This window comes from Pseudomonas sp. SDO55104_S430, from assembly GCF_054070595.1.
Genome location: NZ_JBSVXG010000031.1, coordinates 1 through 17,863 on the forward strand (window position 1 = coordinate 1; position 17,863 = coordinate 17,863).

At 61.4% G+C, this 17,863-nt stretch carries 17 protein-coding genes; 4 read left to right on the plus strand and 13 right to left on the minus strand.

Translation table 11 applies throughout. From position 1 onward, the window contains the following. Nucleotides 1-81: 81 nt before the first annotated feature. Genes pepN through ACW9JE_RS08475 form a run of 6 tightly spaced genes read right to left on the minus strand, consistent with a single transcriptional unit; the run spans nt 82 to nt 6,607 of the window. Nucleotides 82-2,739: an aminopeptidase N gene (gene pepN / locus ACW9JE_RS08450; RefSeq protein ID WP_457432496.1), complete on the minus strand. Its 2,658-nt coding sequence runs from the start codon at nt 2,737-2,739 to the stop codon at nt 82-84. A gap of 12 nt (nt 2,740-2,751) precedes the next feature. After that, a complete protein-coding gene (locus ACW9JE_RS08455; protein WP_457432497.1) occupies nt 2,752-3,582 on the minus strand; it encodes a DUF2797 domain-containing protein in 831 nt (276 codons plus the stop codon). After that, nucleotides 3,579-3,839, minus strand: coding sequence for a YeaC family protein (locus tag ACW9JE_RS08460; RefSeq protein WP_019579318.1), 261 nt, complete (start codon nt 3,837-3,839; stop codon nt 3,579-3,581). The genes ACW9JE_RS08455 and ACW9JE_RS08460 overlap by 4 nt, the downstream gene beginning before the upstream one ends. A 34-nt stretch (nt 3,840-3,873) precedes the next feature. Beyond that, entirely contained in the window at nt 3,874-4,749 is an 876-nt protein-coding gene (locus ACW9JE_RS08465; RefSeq protein ID WP_224539772.1) for a rhomboid family intramembrane serine protease, read from the minus strand. Then, complete coding sequence (locus tag ACW9JE_RS08470; RefSeq protein WP_224539770.1) at nt 4,746-5,717, minus strand: metallophosphoesterase; 972 nt, start codon at nt 5,715-5,717, stop codon at nt 4,746-4,748. The genes ACW9JE_RS08465 and ACW9JE_RS08470 overlap by 4 nt, the downstream gene beginning before the upstream one ends. Beyond that, nucleotides 5,717-6,607, minus strand: coding sequence for an NAD(+) kinase (locus ACW9JE_RS08475; RefSeq protein WP_224539768.1), 891 nt, complete (start codon nt 6,605-6,607; stop codon nt 5,717-5,719). Before ACW9JE_RS08475 ends, ACW9JE_RS08470 begins: the two co-directional genes overlap by 1 nt. 112 nt (nt 6,608-6,719) lie before the next feature. Between ACW9JE_RS08475 and ACW9JE_RS08480 the strand changes: the two genes are divergently transcribed. Then, nucleotides 6,720-7,667, plus strand: a complete 948-nt coding sequence (locus ACW9JE_RS08480) for a DUF1853 family protein (RefSeq protein WP_224539766.1) — start codon at nt 6,720-6,722, stop codon at nt 7,665-7,667. Nucleotides 7,668-8,394: 727 nt separating this feature from the next. On the opposite strand, the gene ACW9JE_RS08485 is transcribed toward ACW9JE_RS08480, so the two are convergent. Together ACW9JE_RS08485 and ACW9JE_RS08490 are read right to left on the minus strand one after the other, a co-directional pair. Next, nucleotides 8,395-9,678, minus strand: coding sequence for an arsenic transporter (locus tag ACW9JE_RS08485; protein WP_224539764.1), 1,284 nt, complete (start codon nt 9,676-9,678; stop codon nt 8,395-8,397). Nucleotides 9,679-9,738: 60 nt separating this feature from the next. Then, a complete protein-coding gene (locus ACW9JE_RS08490; RefSeq protein WP_224539762.1) occupies nt 9,739-10,299 on the minus strand; it encodes an NADPH-dependent FMN reductase in 561 nt (186 codons plus the stop codon). 184 nt (nt 10,300-10,483) lie between these two features. Here ACW9JE_RS08490 and ACW9JE_RS08495 point away from each other — a divergent pair, with 184 nt between their 5' ends. Together ACW9JE_RS08495 and ACW9JE_RS08500 are read left to right on the plus strand one after the other, a co-directional pair. Then, nucleotides 10,484-10,708 carry a hypothetical protein gene (locus ACW9JE_RS08495; protein ID WP_224539760.1) on the plus strand — a complete coding sequence of 75 codons (225 nt, stop codon included), beginning with the start codon at nt 10,484-10,486 and terminating at the stop codon, nt 10,706-10,708. Nucleotides 10,709-10,797: 89 nt separating this feature from the next. Beyond that, nucleotides 10,798-11,691: a LysR substrate-binding domain-containing protein gene (locus ACW9JE_RS08500; protein ID WP_224539758.1), complete on the plus strand. Its 894-nt coding sequence runs from the start codon at nt 10,798-10,800 to the stop codon at nt 11,689-11,691. On the opposite strand, the gene ACW9JE_RS08505 is transcribed toward ACW9JE_RS08500, so the two are convergent. The 5 genes from ACW9JE_RS08505 to ACW9JE_RS08525 all read right to left on the minus strand — a co-directional run bounded on the left by ACW9JE_RS08505 (nt 11,657) and on the right by ACW9JE_RS08525 (nt 17,000). Next, nucleotides 11,657-12,271: a GNAT family N-acetyltransferase gene (locus ACW9JE_RS08505; RefSeq protein WP_224539756.1), complete on the minus strand. Its 615-nt coding sequence runs from the start codon at nt 12,269-12,271 to the stop codon at nt 11,657-11,659. The two genes, ACW9JE_RS08500 and ACW9JE_RS08505, sit on opposite strands and share 35 nt — an antisense overlap. A gap of 14 nt (nt 12,272-12,285) precedes the next feature. Then, on the minus strand, nt 12,286-14,541 hold the full coding sequence (locus ACW9JE_RS08510; protein WP_457432498.1) for an Orn/Lys/Arg family decarboxylase: 2,256 nt from the start codon (nt 14,539-14,541) through the stop codon (nt 12,286-12,288). A gap of 236 nt (nt 14,542-14,777) precedes the next feature. Further along, nucleotides 14,778-15,524, minus strand: a complete 747-nt coding sequence (gene dnaQ / locus ACW9JE_RS08515; protein WP_224539752.1) for a DNA polymerase III subunit epsilon — start codon at nt 15,522-15,524, stop codon at nt 14,778-14,780. 177 nt (nt 15,525-15,701) lie between these two features. Continuing rightward, complete coding sequence (gene rnhA / locus ACW9JE_RS08520) at nt 15,702-16,148, minus strand: ribonuclease HI (protein ID WP_457432499.1); 447 nt, start codon at nt 16,146-16,148, stop codon at nt 15,702-15,704. A gap of 93 nt (nt 16,149-16,241) precedes the next feature. After that, nucleotides 16,242-17,000 (minus strand): class I SAM-dependent methyltransferase, encoded by a 759-nt coding sequence (locus tag ACW9JE_RS08525; protein ID WP_224539633.1) that lies wholly within the window; start codon nt 16,998-17,000, stop codon nt 16,242-16,244. A gap of 65 nt (nt 17,001-17,065) precedes the next feature. Between ACW9JE_RS08525 and gloB the strand changes: the two genes are divergently transcribed. After that, nucleotides 17,066-17,833 carry a hydroxyacylglutathione hydrolase gene (gene gloB / locus ACW9JE_RS08530; protein WP_457432500.1) on the plus strand — a complete coding sequence of 256 codons (768 nt, stop codon included), beginning with the start codon at nt 17,066-17,068 and terminating at the stop codon, nt 17,831-17,833. Nucleotides 17,834-17,863: the final 30 nt, after the last annotated feature.

The window sequence follows — 17,863 nt, forward strand, 5'->3', positions numbered from 1 at the left end:
TCAACGATGACGCGGGATGTCTGATGCCCCGCGTTATCGTTGTTCTCCATCGCGAGCATGCTCGCTCCTACAGGGGGCGAGTCAGGCCAGGCTCTTGCTGACCACTTCGAACACATCGCTGGACAACTGCCCCGAAGCCCGGATGCGTTCCAGCTCGCCCTTCATCAACGCCTGACGCGCGGCGTCGTATTTGCGCCAGCGGGTCAGCGGTGCCAGTTGGCGGGATGCGATCTGCGGGTTGAAGCCGTTCAGCTCGATCACCAGATCGGCCAGGAAGCGGTAGCCCGAACCATCCGCCGCATGGAAGTTGATCAGGTTCTGCCCGGCGAACGCACCGATCAGCGCGCGCACCTTGTTCGGGTTCTTGATGTTGAACGCCGGATGCTCCATCAACTGGCGGACCCGCTCCAGGCCGCCCGGCAATACGCTGCCGGCCTGCACGCTGAACCACTGATCCATGACCAGCGGGTTGTCGCTGAAATGCGCGGCGAAACCGGACAGCGCCTTGGCTTTCTGCTCTTCGAACGGCGAGTTGACCAGCACGGCCAGCGCGGTCAGGCGTTCGGTCATGTTGTCGCACGCATCGAACTGCTCGAGGGTGGCCGCCAGCACTTCAGGTTTGCCGCTGAGCATCAGGTACGACAGCGCAATGTTCTGCAGCGCGCGACGGGCGAAATGCTCGGCTTCGGCCACGTACGGGGTTTGCTTGGACAGGTCGCGGTTGGCCTGATAACGCAGCCACAGACCTTCGAACAACGCATCGGCCAGTTGCTTGCGGGCAAACTCACGAGCGATGTGGATGGCTTCGACATCCGCCACTTCGCTGATTTCGGTCAGGTAGGCTTCGCTTGGCAGTGAGAGCATTTCGGCGACCATCGCCTGATCCAATGACTCGTCCGACAGCACGGTACGCAAGGCCGAGACCAGACGCTGATCCAGCACCAGGGTCTCGCCCTTCTGCTGCTGGGTAATCAATTCCTGCAACACCTGCACCGACAGTTGCTGGCCGGCATCCCAGCGATTGAAGCCGTCGCTGTCGTGCTGCATCAGGAACATCAGTTGATCGCGGTTGTACGGGAAGCTCAGTTTCACCGGTGCCGAGAAGCCGCGCAGCAACGATGGCAGCGGCTGTTCGGCGATGTCGACGAAGGTGAAGGTCTGTTCGGCTTCGGTCACGGAGATGACCCGCGAAGTGCCCTGCGCCGCCGCTTCACCGGCAAGACGCAACGGCATCTCGGCGCCCTTGCTGTCCAGCAAACCCAGCGCGACCGGAATCACGAACGGCAGTTTCTCGACTTTGTCCGGCGTCTGCGGGCAGCTCTGGCGGAAGGTCAGGCTGTAGGTTTTCGCCGCAGCGTCAAAGGACTCGCTGACCACCAGACGCGGCGTACCCGCCTGGCTGTACCAGCGCTTGAACTGGGTCAGGTCGACACCGTTGGCGTCTTCCATGGCCTTGATGAAGTCATCGCAGGTCACGGCCTGGCCGTCGTGGCGTTCGAAGTACAGGTCGCTGCCTTTGCGGAAGCCTTCGGCGCCGAGCAAGGTGTGAATCATGCCGACCACTTCCGAGCCCTTTTCGTACACGGTCAGGGTGTAGAAGTTGGAGATCTCGATGAAGCTGTCCGGACGCACGGCATGGGCCATGGGGCCAGCGTCTTCGGCGAACTGGTGGGTGCGCAGGTAGGCGACGTCCTGGATGCGCTTGACCGTGGCCGAGTTCATGTCGGCGGAGAAACCCGAATCGCGGAAAACGGTGAAGCCTTCCTTGAGCGACAGCTGGAACCAGTCGCGGCAGGTCACGCGGTTGCCCGACCAGTTGTGGAAGTATTCGTGGGCGACGATCGCCTCGACGCGCTGGTGCGCGGCGTCGGTGGCCGTCTCGGCCTTGGCCAGCACGGCGCTGGAGTTGAAGATATTGAGACCCTTGTTCTCCATCGCGCCCATGTTGAAGTCGTTCACGGCGACGATCATGAAGATGTCCAGGTCGTACTCGCGACCGTACACCTCTTCGTCCCAGCGCATGGACTTTTTCAGGCTGTTCATGGCGTGCTGGCACTTGTCGATGTTTTCCGGCTCGACATAGATGCGCAACGCCACGGTGCGATCGGTCATGGTGGTGAAGGTGTCTTCGACGCACCACAAATCACCGGCTACCAGCGCGAACAGGTAGGCCGGCTTCTTGAACGGATCTTCCCAGGTCGCCCAGTGCCGGCCGTCTTCGCCGGGACCGCTGGCGATCGGGTTGCCGTTGGACAACAGCACCGGGTAGCTGTGCTGCTCGGCGACCACGGTGGTGGTGAACATGCTCATCACGTCCGGGCGGTCGAGGTAATAGGTGATCTTGCGGAAGCCCTCGGCCTCGCACTGGGTGCAGAACATCGTGCCGGACTTGTACAGGCCTTCCAGCGCGGTGTTGGTTTCCGGGTGAATGCGTACGCTGGTGTCGACCGTGAAAGTAGTGCTGGTCGGGTGCAGCGTCAGGTGGTTTTCGGTCAGCTGGTAATCGGCAGCGCTCAGTTCCTGGTCGGCCAGAGTGACCGACAACAGGTCCATCTGCTGGCCGTCCAGCACCAGCGGCGGCAGGCCCTCGCCACGCTCGGGGTTGCGGCGCATCACCAGTTGCGCATGGACCAGACTGTGGTCCTCGAACAACTCGAAGGTCAGGTGCGTTTCGTCGATCAGGTACTCGGGCGCCTGATAGTCCTTGAGGTAGATCATCTTCGGTTGTTCGGTACGCATGCTGGAGTCCTTTTACTGATGCACGGCGAGCTGGTAGGCCGTGTATTTTCGAATGTTGATCACGCCGGTGTCGAAGATCAGGTACTGACCCTTGACGCCCAACAGCGTGCCTTCGGCAATCGGCTGCTTGTCCAGGTTGAAACTGACGATCTTGGCCGGGTACTGCTCGACCGGGTAACTGATTTCAATGGGTTCGATATCGGTGACCGGCTGAATCGCCTGCAGGCCGAATCGATCCTGCAACGCGCGCAGGCCATCGGCGCAGCTGGCGAACAACTGGTCGCGAACTCCGGCCAGATCCACCGACGCCGCCTCGCCCTTGAGCAAGGCACGCCAGTTGGTCTTGTCGGCCACCTGGCTGCGGAAAAGATCCTCGACGAAACCGGATTGCTGGCGGGTGGCGACGCGCATGATCGGCAATGCCTGGCGCGCACCCTGATCGATCCAGCGGGTAGGCAACTGGGTGGCGCGGGTAATCCCGACCTTCACCCCGGAAGAGTTCGACAGGTAGACGACGTGATCGGTCATGCAGAACTTCTCGCCCCACTCAGGCTCACGGCAGGTGCCGGCCTCGAAATGGCAGCGTTCCGGGCTCATGATGCACACGTCGCACTGGGCCAGCTTGGTCATGCACGGGTAGCAGTAACCCTGGCTGAAACTGGTTTTGGTCTTGCGTCCGCAATGAGTGCAGTGGATCGCCCCCAGGTATTCCAGGCGCACCGTAGTCCCGATCAACGGATTGACCGGCACCTCGACGTCGCCCAGACGAAATGCGTATTGCACGTTCGGCCCGTCCAGGCGCGCCGACATTTTGCTTATTGCACCGCGGCCAATCTCGATCAATGGATGGCATCCGACTTGAACAGGATATTCGGCACTTCGATCGACTTCGACGCACACTCCTGCGGCCCCATGTAACCGGTGCGCTCTTCCTCGGGCAGGTTCTGGATTTCCCAGGCGATCATCGCCTGCAGCGACAGCTCGCGCTGCTCGGCGGTGAGTTTGCCGCCGTCGGACCATTTGCCGATCTCCACCGCCAGTTTCAGGCTCTGGTAGATGTCGGGGGTGATGTTTTTGATCATTTCGTTAAAAGAGGACATTGGGTCTCCGCGTTCTCTATTTACATAAACTGTTTCAGGCGGCCAGTTTACGGCGGTTGTACAAACCACCCAACAAGCCGGTCAAGCATCCGACGAGCAACCCGCTGACGTGGGCCGCGTTGGCGATTTCACCGAAGCCGATCGCCGAAACCAGCCCGGACATGCAGACCACCAGCCAGATCAGCATCATCGCCAGCACGCCGCGTGGCAGGCGATAAGCGGCGTTCGGTGCCAATAGCTGGAAGATCCAGCAATGTCCCAGCAAGCCGTACAGCACGCCGGACAATCCGCCGAACAGGCTCGGGCCGGTATAAAGATATTGCGAGTAGTTGGACACGAGGCTGAAGAGCAGGGTCAGACCGACCAGATTGATGGTGCCCTGGCGCGATTCGATGCGCCGCCCCAGCTCCCAGTACCACATGCCGTTCATGGCCAGGTGCAGGATGCCGAAGTGGATCAGCATCGGTGTGACCAGACGCCACCACTGCCCCGCCGCCAGACTATCGGCCAGGGGCCTGAAGTGGATGTACTCGCCGACCACCCGGAAATCGAGGAAGGTCAGCCAGCGCATCGTGCTGAAGTTTTCGCCAAGCATGGTCAGCGCGCCGACCAGTATGCTCAGCAGCAAAATGGCCGCAGTTGCCTTGGCATAACGCACCTGCTCAAGGAAACCGGGACGACGCATGGTAGTGGTTTGCGCCACGGGGATGTCCAGTTGCTGATCGGGATCGCCGGCCGGGAAGCGTTCGTACAGGGCACGCACGTCTTCGCTGATGTTGTCCGGCACCCAGAGCACCTGCTCGCCCGCTTCTTCGCTGACGCGGTGTGGCACCTGCATGCGCCGCAACAACGTGACGAAACCACTCAAGTCCACCGCCAGCGGCAGACGCAATACTGCGACCGTACTCATTGCAATACCTCCGGTCGCTCGACATCGACCCAGACGAACTTGTGCGGATCGAGCCGCGTTTCCTGATCCAGGCGATAGGCCACCAGCTTGCCGTAAAGCACGGCGCTGTAATCCAGGCAGGCCAGGTTGGGGCGAATCGGCGCCGGTTTGCCGCTGCGCCAGTAGTGGCCGACGAACAGCAACGGTTCATCTATGCCATAACGCAGCAGGTTGTTCTTTTCGGTGGAGGACAGCGGCGTCTGCGCGACCGGTTCCGGCAGCGCATCAGGCTGGAAAACGATATCGCCGTAGGTTTGCGGGTCGTCTTCCCAGAATTTGGTGCGGAAGAACGAACGGATCAGGCCATCGCCGCTGGTCATGGTCATGCCATGGGGCAGGCGCATGTCGGTGCCGCGCAGCAGGCGATCGAACACGGTGCAGGCGAAACTGCCCGACTCGGCCGAGGCCTGGAGGAAGTGCTCGTCGACGCAACCGTCGGGGAACAGCGCGCGCAGCGGCTCGATCAGGCCCGCGTCCCAGCAGGCGTGAACCACGCGGAAGCGACCGGCATCGACGAACAGTGGCAGCTCGTAGAACCACTGCTGGAAGTCATGCCAGTCGCCGGGATGCTGTTCGAACTGGGTCAGGGTTTCGTGCAGCAAACGGGCGTGGCGCGGAGTGTGTTCGCGCACGAACTGCTTGCCGCTGCCGGGCAGTGCCGGCGTGGCCCAGCCCAGGGCGTTGAATTCGTGGTTGCCCATGATACAAAGCGCCTGACCGGCCTCAACCATGTCGTGGACGATGTGCAACGCCTCGCGGATCCGCGGGCCACGGTCGATGATGTCGCCGACGAACACCGCCATGCGCGAGGCATGGCGCCAGACGCCGCCTTGTTTGTGATAACCGAGCCGGTCGAGCAGATGCTCAAGGGTCAGAGCGCAACCGTGCACGTCACCGATCAGGTCGTAGCTACGCGCGGGATCGAGCATCAGTCGCCTCCACCACCCAACTTGCTGCCCCAGCCGAGCTTCGTCCGGCAGACTTCGTAGTAGTTGTGGTCGAGCGGGTGGATCAGCCGCAACTTCTGGGCCTTCTTGCTGATGGTAATGGTGTCGCCGGGCGCACAGGTAAAGTGGTTCTGCCCGTCACACGAGACTTGCGGGTAAATCTGCATATCCTTGGACACGACGATCTTCAGCTCACTGTTGCCATCGACCACAATCGGCCGGCCCGACAAGGTATGGGGGTACATCGGCACAATTACAATGGCGTCGAGCTTGGGATGCATGATCGGACCGCCGGCGGACAGCGCGTAGGCGGTGGAGCCGGTAGGCGTGGAGACGATCAGGCCGTCGGCCTTCTGGCTGCAGACGAACTGGCCGTCGATGTACAGCTCGAACTCGATCATCCGCGTGGACTTGCCGGGGTGCAGGACCACGTCGTTCAGCGCATCGCCCTGGCCGATGGCCTCGGCGTGGCGACGGACTTCGGCCTGCAGCAGGAAGCGGTTTTCCACCAAGTAATGGCCGTCGAGCACTTCGGCGACCTTGACTTCCAGTTCATCGGGGCGGATGTCGGTGAGGAACCCCAGGCTGCCACGGTTGATGCCCAGCACCGGAATATTGTGCCTGGCCAGCGCCCGGGCTGCGCCGAGCAGGCTGCCATCACCGCCGACCACAATCACCATGTCACATACTTCGCCGAGCATTTTGCGCGACGAGGTCTGCAGGCCGTGGCCCGGCAGGACTTCAGCGATGGTGTCTTCGAGGATCACGTGCAAGTGACGGTCGAGCAGAAAACGCTTCAGTCGGCGGACGGTATCCAGCACCTGAGAGCTGCCCAGGCGACCGATGATGCCGATATTACGAAATTGCTCCATGGGATCCCTAAGCTCTGCGACGGCGAAAAGCACGATTATGGGCGAAAGCTTGTGATAGACAAAATCCTTTCAGCGACAGGGACGTACTCCTGTTTGAGGCTATGCTCGCAAGATGATCCTATTTCCAGAGTTGTCGCAGTTACCCCACCAGTTGCGCCACCCCGAAGTGCGCGACCTGGCGTGGGTCATCCTCGCCCCGCCGATGCTCGTCGACGCACCGTGGCCGCAGCGCCATCCGCTGGCCGGTAGCGACTGGGTGCAGGCGCCGGACCGCCTGGAACAATGGTTGCGCCGCCTGGATCAGGACAGCTACGGCTTGCTGCACTGGCTGTCCCAGGCCCGGACCCGGCGCCTGGGCCTGTATTACGAGCGCCTCTGGCAGTTTGCCGTCGAGCATGCGCCGGGTGTCGAGTTGATCGCCGCAAACATGCCGATCCGCCGCGAAGGCCACACCCTGGGCGAGCTGGACATGCTGCTGCGCGATCGCGACGGCGTGCATCACCTGGAGCTGGCGATCAAGCTGTACCTGGGTCCGCAGAATGGCGATGGACTCGACACCGCGCAGTGGCTCGGACCCGGCTGCCATGATCGGTTGGACCGCAAACTGACGCACCTGAGCCAACATCAACTGCCGATTTCCGCACGCCCGGAAAGCCGCGAAATGCTGGCGGCGCTGGATATCCAGCAGTTCGATGCGCACCTGTGGCTGGGCGGCTACCTGCTCTATCCATGGCCGGGGCATGCAGAGTCGCCCCGCGGCGCGCACCCGCGGCACTTGCGCGGTCGCTGGCTGCATCAGAAGGATTGGCCTGCATTCATCGCGCAAAGCCCGCCCGGGCGCTGGCAACCCCTGCCCCGCCACGCGTGGCTGGCACCGGCGCACTACCCTGCGGAACACACCTGGAATGCCGGGCAGTTGAAGACGTGGCTGGGTGAGTTGTCGCCCGTGGCACCGGCGCAATTGCTGGTGCGGCTGACGGAAAATGCCGATGGCGATTGGGAAGAAGCCGAGCGACTGTTCCTGGTGTCGGACCTCTGGCCGGACACACAACCCCTGTAGGAGCGAGCTTGCTCGCGATGGACGACAGAACGCCACGGGGCATCAGGCAGCCCGCGTCATCGTTGGCGACCATCGCGAGCAGGCTCGCTCCCACAATGTTCGGTGTACATCAGGAAGAATCAGGTTGTCGACCAGGCCGCCTTCGCGGGCAAGCCCGCTCCCACAGTGGTTCGGTGTAAATCACCAATTTTGTGTTCATCACAGACTCTGTGGGAGCGAGCCTGCTCGCGATAAATGTCCAGACACCACCGGGGCACCAGACACACCGCGTCATCGTTGACCACCATCGCGAGCATGCTCGCTCCTACAGGTACACGCGATATTCGCCCCCTCGTGAGGCCGAGTGGAGGTTCTGCGCAGTGGGCAACCCGGCATGGATGCCGGGTAGTCGCCCCCGGCCATGGATGGCCGATGGCGGCGGGCCCACGGACCAGGACCGGAGCGAGGGCATGCCGAGCCTAGGCGAGGCACCGAACGTCAGGGGCACGAGCGCTTTGGTTACTTTGCGCTCTTCAAAGTGACCCGCTGTAAGAGCGGAACCATAAGTGGCCGTTACCGCAGCAATGGATATGTACTCAGCCAAAAAGCTCGCGAGCAGGCTCGCTCCCACAATGGTTCGGTGTACATCAGGAAGAATTAGGTTGTCTGTGAGGCCGTCTTCGCGAGCAAGCCCGCTCCCACATTGGGTCGGTGTGCATCAGGAAGACTCAGGTTGTCACCCCAAGGGTCAAACGGACAACCGCACCGCCAACGCCACCAACGTCACCAACAACACCGGCACCGTCAACACGATCCCCACCCGGAAATAAGCGCCCCACCCGATCCGGATGTTCTTGCGCTCCAGCACATGCAGCCACAACAACGTCGCCAGACTGCCAATCGGGGTGATTTTCGGCCCCAGGTCGCTGCCGATGACGTTGGCATAGATCATCGCCTCCTTGACCACCCCGGTCGCCTGGCTGGCATCTATCGAAAGCAGACCAATCAACACCGTCGGCAAATTGTTCATGATCGACGACAACAACGCCGTCAGCACCCCGGTGCCCATGGCTGCGCCCCAAACGCCATAGTCAGCGAAACCATTGAGCCACCCGGCCAGATAGTCAGTGAGCCCGGCATTGCGCAGGCCGTACACCACCAGGTACATGCCCAGGGAGAAAATCACGATGTGCCACGGCGCGCCTTTCATGACCTTGCGCGTGGAGATCTTGTGCCCCCTTCCTGCAATGAACAGCAGCAACGCCGCACACACCGCCGAAATCGCACTGATCGGAATACCCAACGGTTCCAGCGCAAAACAGCCGAGCAGCAGAATCACCAACACCGCCCAACCGGCATAAAACGTCGCCTTGTCGTGAATGGCGGACGCCGGATGCTCCAACTGCCCCGGGTCATAGTCCGCGGGAATGTCGCGACGGAAAAACCACATCAGTACAACCAAAGTCGCGGCGACGCTGACCAGATTGACCGGCATCATCACCATCGCATAGCGGTTGAAACCGATATCGAAGAAATCAGCGGAAACGATGTTCACCAGATTGGAGACCACCAGCGGCAGACTCGCGGTATCGGCGATGAAGCCGGCGCCCATGACGAACGCCAGGGTTGCCGCCCGGGAAAAGCGCAAGGCCACCAGCATGGAGATCACGATGGGCGTAAGGATCAGCGCCGCGCCGTCGTTGGCGAACAGCGCCGACACCAGCGCGCCGAGCAACACCATGCAGGCGAACAGCTTGCGTCCGTTGCCCCTTCCCCAGCGCGCCACGTGCAATGCCGCCCAGGCAAAAAAACCGGCCTCGTCGAGCAACAGGCTGATGATGATCAACGCCACGAAGGTGCCGGTGGCATTCCAGATGATCTGCCACACCAAGGGAATGTCGGAGAGATGGACGACGCCGAACAGCAATGCCAGCACCGCGCCGAATACTGCGCTCCAGCCGACGCCGAGGCCCTTGGGCTGCCAGATCACCAGGGTGATGGTCAGCAGGAAAATCAGTGCAGCAACCAGCATAGGCATCCGCCAGACAGGGGTAGCAGCTGCCGGGCAGCTGCTACAGATCACTCACGGGAATCAGACTTTCTTGTGTTGCTCGACCCACTTGCCGAAGCCGTCGATGAACTTCTGCAGGAATGGACGCAACGAATCGGACAGCTTGCCGGATTCGTCGAACGCGGTACCTGCGCCGCCAACGTAGGCTTCAGGTTGCTGCATCAGCGGAACGTCGAGAAAAACCATGCACTGGCGCAGGTGATGGTTTGCACCAAAGCCGCCGACGGCACCCGGCGAAACGCTGATCACCGCGCCCGGCTTGCCGCTCCAGACGGCCTGGCCATAGGGACGCGAGCCTACGTCAACGGCGTTTTTCATCGGCGCTGGAATGGAGCGGTTGTATTCGGGGGTGACGAACAGCACTGCGTCGGATGAGCGCACTTCCTGTCGGAAAGTGCTGTAGGCTGCCGGCGGAGTCTCACCATCGATATCTTCGCTGTAGAGCGGCAGATCCCGGATTTCGACGATTTTCAGCTTGAGGTTGGCCGGCGCCAGATCCGCCAGCGCGAGGGCGACCTTGCGGTTGATCGAGGCTTGACGCAGGCTGCCGACCACTACGGCGACGGTATAGACATTGCTCATGAGAAACTCTCGTTTGTCCGTGGGAGGAGCCTCTAGTTATAGATGATCAGATGACATTTGAACCAGTGAACATAGGTATATCCGGTTCCTGAATATTTTTTTTGCCCGGGAAAACTTCCCGCGTAAGGTAGCGGTCTACAAAAACCGCAACCCCCCGCGTTTTATCTCCAGAGGTTTTAAGCAGATGGCAGCAGTACTCGTCGGTCAATTCCATGCAAGAGACGCAGAAGGCCGCATTTATTCGGTGCATGAGTTCCAGGACTCCACCGCGTCGGTAGACGGCGCACCGGTCACCACCTACAAACTGGCCCACGGCGACCGCGTCAACAAGCTCACCGATAGCGAGTTCCAACTGGTACAGTCGGGCGTCACGCTGACCCGCGAACCGGAATCGATCGCCGCGTCCTGAATGGGGCCATATGAGCAGAAGTCACACGCTCGGACATGGGTTAGGATTCAGACGCTGACTCCTTCACCTGCTGAACATGGACTTCACGCATGCGTTTACGCCATATCGAAGTGATCCAGGCGCTCCTGCAGACCGGTCATCTGGGCACCGCCGCCGAATGGTTGCAGCTGCCCGTGACCGAGGTCGAACGGATTTTGCGCGAGGCCGAGGATCAGTTGGGATTCATGCTGTTTTCCAGCGTTCGCGGACGCTTGCAGGCCACCCGGGAAGCACGGGAACTGCAAGTCGAAATCGCCCATGTCTACGATGCGCTCGAGCCGGTCCAGCGGCTGGCCAGCAGCCTGCGGCAATACCTGGCGCCACCGTTGCGCATCATCTGCACCCCGCCGCTGGCCCAACAACTCTTGCCCCAAAGCATCGCGGCCCTGCGCCGTCGCTTGCCCGACGCGCCCTGCACGCTGCTGAGCCAGCCCACCCGCGACATCGTCAAAAGCCTGTTGCTGCGTGAAAGCGACCTGGGCCTGAGCCTGCATGATCCGGATCGCAACGAGATCCAGTGTCAGGTCATCGCTCAGGGCAAACTGCAATTGCTCGCGCCCCACGGCTGGCTGCAGCCGAAGCAGAAATACATTTCGTTGCAGGATCTGGCGGGCCAGGCGATGGTCGGCCTCGAGGGTCATGATCCGCTGAGCCCGGCCCTTGAGCACAAACTACATGCCCTGCGCCCCGCTCCGGTGATTCAGACACGGGTCCAGACCCACCAGATGATGCGCAGCATGGTCGAGGCCGGGGAAGGCCTGGCCATCGTCGACCCCTTCACCGCCCTCGGCGCCAAGGCCGCGGGGCTGGACGCCTGCCCGCTGTCCCCCGCCGTGCCGATCAGCGTCTACGCCCTGACACTGAAAAACGGCGAGCCTTCGCCCGCCGTTCAGGCCTTGCTGGAAATCGTCACGGAACAAGCCGTGGCGATGATGGCGAGCTGACCGGATTTTCCAGCGGATTATCGAACACGCGATACCAGAACAGCGCGACTTCTGCGGTATTCGGATCAATGCCTCGATAGCGCATATGGTCGATGCCGCCGATCACATACCCGCAACGCTCATAGAGCCGGCATGCGCCGAGATTGTTGTTCTGGGTTTCGAGCATGATGCCCGGCAGTTTCTTCTTGCGGCTCCAGAACTGCGCCACATCCAGCAACGCCTTGGCCACGCCATGGCGTCGCGCCGGTGCGTGCACCGCCAGTTCGTCGATATGGGCGAAACCGTTCCAGTTGGTGCTGATCACCAGATGTCCGACCGGCTCGTCGTCCAGCCACGCCATGAAAATCGCACTGTCGGCGGCATCGCGAAAACTGCTGAACTCTTCAGGGTCGATGCCATAGCATTTTCGGTAGGGCGTGATCGGGGTCACCCGCCATCGTTCCACCGGCTCACCTATCTGCGGCGCGCCGTAGGCTGAAACTTCAAAACTGAAATCACTGCCCCAGATATAGTCGGCGAAGCTTTCGTCGGCGACCCGCACCGAGAGCCCCGGATGATTGGGTTTCATGTCTACTTGCATACTGTGTAACGTCCTTATTCCTTGATGCAATCGACGGTGTACTGCCGCCCATTGCCCTCGTCTTCATGTTGCAATCCGTGCACATCGGCAACGAACCCCGGAAAAGTGCTATCGAACGTGCGGGCAAACGCCAGGTAGTCGATGATCGAGCGGGTTGCTGCGGTGAAGCGTTCACCCGGCATGATCAGCGGGATTCCCGGCGGGTAAGGCACCAGCATCACGGCGGCAATGCGCCCGTCCAGAGCATCGATCGACACCGCTTCGACATCGCCGCGCACCAGATGATCGTAGGCATCGGCAGGTTTCATCACGACATCCGGCAGCACCGTGTACATGCGTTTGAGATGCTTGGCCGTGGCATTGCTGCGATAGCAAGCGTGCAATTGATCACATAGATCGCGCAAGCCCATGCCCTGATAGCGCGCGATATTCTGTTGCGCAACGCAGGGCAAACAGCTCGCCAGGCTGACGTTGGCGTCGTAACTGCGCTTGAACTCCAGCAATTCGGTGAGCAGCGTGCTCCATTTGCCCTTGGTGATGCCCATGGAGAACAGCACCAGGAACGAATACAAACCGGTCTTCTCCACCACCAGCCCGCGTTCCCAAAGGAACTTGCTGACCACCGCTGCGGGAATTCCGCGCTCGCTGAGTGCGCCGCCGGCGTTAAGCCCGGGCATGACCAGCGTGACCCTGATCGGGTCGAGCAGCACGTAATCGTCGGTGACATCGCCGAAGCCGTGCCAGTCCTCCCCAGGTTGCAGCAACCAGTCCGCCGTCTCCACCCTGTCGATACCTTCCGCGGAAGGTGGCTGCCAAATGGAAAACCACCAGTCATCCGCCGCGATGTGCTGACGCAAGTTCGCCAGCGCCCGGCGAAAGCTCAGGGCTTCGTCAAACATTTCCTGCAACAGCGAACGCCCGGCGCCGCCTTCCATCATCGCCGAGGCCACATCCAGCGAGGCGATGATGCCGTACTGCGGCGAGGTGGAGATGTGCATCATGAACGCTTCGTTGAAGCGATCCCGGTCGAGCTGCCGGGCGCCGCCATCCTGCACGTGAATCATCGACGCCTGACTGAAGGCCGCCAGCAGCTTGTGGGTCGAATGGGTGGTGAACACCAGCGGGCTGTCGTCGCTGCAGGACGTGCCCATGCCGTAGCGGCCGGTGAAGAACTCATGGAACGCCGCGTAGGCGTACCAGGCCTCATCGAAATGCAAAACCTCGACGCTGTTGCCCAGTTGCTGCTTGATCAGCTCGGCGTTGTAGCACAGGCCGTCATAGGTTGAGTTGGTGACCACCGCCAGCTTGACCTTCGGCGCCCTGCCTTGGGTCAGCGGACTGGAATCGATCTTGGCCTGGATCGATTCCGGGCTGAATTCGCTCAGCGGAATCGGGCCGATGATGCCCAGTTCATTGCGCTCGGGGCACAGGTACAGCGGGATGGCGCCGGTCATTATGATCGAGTGCAGCACCGACTTGTGACAGTTGCGATCCACCAGCACCAGATCATCCCGGGCCACCATGGAGTGCCAGACGATCTTATTCGCAGTCGAAGTGCCGTTGATGACGAAGAAGGTGTGGTCGGCACCAAAGTTGCGCGCGGCCCTGGCCTCCGCTTCCGCGAGCGGCCCGGTGTGATCGAGCAGCGAGCCAAGCTCGGGTACCGAAACCGACAGGTCTGATCGCAGGGTGTTTTCCCCGAAAAACTGGTGGAATGCCTGACCGACCGGACTTTTGTGATAGGCCACACCACCGCCGTGCCCCGGGGTATGCCATGAATAATTGGAGTCGGCGGTATGCTGCACCAGCGCCTTGAAGAACGGCGGCAAGAGGCCGTCCAGATACTTGCGCGCGGCCCGCGCCACCTGACGCGCGAGGAACGGCACAGTGTCTTCGAACAGATAGAGGATGCCGCGCAGTTGATTGAGTTCGGCCATGGCGTCGGCGGGCGCGTTTTCCAGAGTAACCTGCTCGCCCAGGGCGAAGATCGGCAGATCCGGCGCACGCACCCGGGCGAGTCCGATCAGTTCGGCCATGTTCTGTAATAAATGAGAGTGGGCGCTGGCATCTTCCGCCGCGATCAACATGCACGACAGACCGTGATGAGTCGACGCAACCAGGCGTCCTTCGGTGTAGTCCATCGCCGAGACGATGCTGAAACCTTCCTGCTCCAGCTCCCGGGCGATACCCCGCACACGATCGCCGGCGACGGTGTCGGCCTTGATGTCGCGGTGGACGATCAGGACCGGAAATTTCAGATCTTTATACATGAGGCTCAGTGTCCTGAGGCGGCAGACCAGAGCCTGCCAATGACCTCAGGGTAGAGGGTCGAAGCGGATGTGGCGAGTGCGATGCACTGAAAAGGGTCACGAGCCGCCGCGAAGCCTGCGTACGACTGTAGGAGCGAGCAAGCTCGCGATGGAGGTCAACGATAACGCGGGCAGCCTGATTCCCCGCGGTGCCCGGTCTACCATCGCGAGCTTGCTCGCTCCTACAGGGATCGCGTTCAGGCTTGAGCTTCGGCCTCGGCCAGCTGCAGCCACAACGCCGGCGCCCCCGCCGACTTGCTGATCACTGCCAGCCGCGCCGCATGCGCCGCCAAGTCATCCTCGGTAGCGTGAATGATCCGGCCCGGCGTGCGACCCGCCGGCAAACGACGAATTTCAGTGGACGAGCTACCGCCACCCTCGCCATCGGACGCATTGCCCGCCAACGAAAGGCTGGTCTGGCCACCAGTCATGGTCAGGTAGACGTCGGCGAGAATCTCGGAGTCGAGCAAGGCGCCGTGCAGTTCACGGCCGGAGTTGTCGACGCCATAACGTTTGCACAAGGCGTCGAGGCTGTTGCGCTGGCCCGGGTGACGTTCCCGGGCCATCAGCAGGGTGTCGAGGATGCTGCAATGCTGGGTGATGTCCGCACGATCGTGCTGGCCCATCAGGGCGAATTCGTTGTTGATGAAGCCAACGTCGAACGCCGCGTTGTGGATGATCAGCTGCGCGCCCTGGATGAACTCGAAGAACTCTTCGGCTACCTCGGCGAAACGCGGCTTGCCCACCAGGAATTCGTTGGTGATGCCGTGGACGCCGATGGCCCCTTCATCACTCTCGCGATCCGGTTGCAGGTAAACGTGAAAATGCCGGCCGGTCAGGCGCCGACCGATCAGCTCGACACAACCGATTTCGATAATCCGGTGGCCGTCGGTCACCGGCATGCCGGTGGTTTCGGTGTCGAGTACAACGGATCTGGTGGCCATCAGTGCTCAGCTCTCAATCGGTCAATCGTGCAAAAAAGGTGGCGATGTTAACACGCTTGTCGGGGGCTTTCAGGTAGACCGTGTCGCCCCCATCGCGAGCAGGCTCGCTCCCACAGATGTCGCAGTCAAATGCGGGAGCGAGCCTGCCCGCGACAAGATCCCAAGTGCGCTCGGTGCTCAAGCCAGGCCGCGGACTTCATCCACGCCACGGTTGGCCAACTGGTCCGCGCGTTCGTTGCCATGATGGCCGATATGGCCACGCACCCACTTCCAGGTGACGTTGTGACGGTTGACCTGCTCGTCGAGAAGCCGCCACAGATCGGCATTCTTCACCGGTTCCTTCGCCGCTGTCTTCCAGCCGCGCTTTTTCCAGTTGTCCATCCACTCATTGATGCCTTTCATCACGTACTGCGAGTCGGTCACCAGCAGCACGTCGCAAGGACGCTTGAGTTCTTCCAGGCCGCGGATCGCGCCCATCAGTTCCATGCGATTGTTGGTGGTGTTGGCCTCACCGCCCCACAACTCCTTTTCAACGCCCTTGCACACCAGTAACGCGCCCCAGCCGCCAGGACCGGGGTTGCCCTTGCAGGCGCCATCGGTGAACAGTTCTACGCTATCGCTCATGCCAATCCATCCAGAAAACGTGTTGGCTCGCCGATCGCTGATCGACGACGCCCAGGACCGGGGGCAACCCCGGCCGGTATATAGAAGAAGGTATTACGGTTCGATGCGGCGGCGATTGACCTTGGCCATCGGCAATGGAATCAGTTTGCCCATCGGCTCGCGGCGTTCCTGACGGACTGGCCGCAGGCCTACCACGATCTTGCGCGCCACCAGTAAATAGAAGCCGCCACCGGACAACTGCCAGTTGCCGGCGATGCGTTCCCAGCCTGCCAGGCGGGTCTGCCAGGCAGGCGAAGCAAGCGGCGGACGATAGCACCCGAAGCGGCGTTTCTCCAGCGCGAAGCCCAGCAGGTTCAGCCAGTCGGCCACCCGCGATGGTGAAATGCAGCGGGCCTTGCGCAACCCGTCATGGGCGAACACATGTCGCAGCCCCCAGCTGCTCCAGGGATTGATGCCGATGATCAACAAATGCCCGCCGGGCCGCACGCTGCTCGCCGCTTCGCGTAGCAAACCGTGGGGCGACAGGCAGAAATCCAGGCCGTGCTGCAACACCACCACATCGGCGGCATGTTCGCTCAAGGGCCAGGCCTGTTCCTCGCAGACGATTTCCACACCGGGCAACGGCGCGCCCAGACGAACATTGCGCTGCACCTGAGGCGCCGAAGGCGGCGTCTGGGCCGACGGCCCGTAGTGCACCAGATAGCCGCCGAAGAACCGCCCCAGCTCCTCTTCGAGCATGCGCCGCTCTTCATCCAGCAAAAACTGCCCGAGGGGTCCGGACAGCCACTCACGCGCCGCGCTGATCAATGCCAGCCAGTCAGGATCGGCCTGAGCGAACGCTTTATCGGTCATTGCATTCTCCAACGCGCCAGGAAGTTCTAAGATGCGCCTTTGTTTACCGCTTGGCGAATCCGACGATGATACAGATCAGTGCCCTGCCCGCCTTTACCGACAATTACATCTGGTTGCTACAAGACCACAACACCCGGCATTGCGCGGTGGTCGACCCGGGCGATGCCACGCCGGTGCAGAATTGGCTTTCGGCGAATCCTGAATGGACGCTCAGCGATATTCTGATCACTCACCATCATCATGACCACGTCGGCGGCGTCGAGCAGCTCAAGAAAGCGACGGACGCGAAAGTCTACGGTCCGGCCAGCGAAAACATTCCAGGGCGTGATATCGCGCTCAAGGATAACGATCGAATCCACGTGCTGGGCCATGACTTCGAGATCATTGCGGTGCCCGGTCATACCCTGGGACACATTGCCTATTATCACCACGGTCTGCTGTTCTGTGGCGACACTCTGTTCGCCGCTGGTTGCGGGCGCCTGTTCGAAGGCACGCCGCAACAGATGCACGCCTCGCTGTCGCGCCTGGCGGCGCTGCCGGACGACACTCAGGTGTACTGCACCCACGAGTACACCCTGAGCAATCTGCGCTTTGCCGCCGCGGTCGAACCGGGCAATGCGGACACTCTGGAACGCCTGGCGACGGTGACCCGACAACGGGAAGCCGGGCTCATCACTTTGCCCTCGAACATCGCCCTGGAGAAGCGTACAAACCCGTTTTTACGTACCACTGAAACATCCGTTAAAGAAAAAGCGGACGAACGGACCGGCACCGATAACTCTCGGCCCGATATGGTTTTTGCGTCCCTGAGAGCGTGGAAAGACAAGTTCTGAACCGCTTGGACGATGGTACGAAAACCTCGA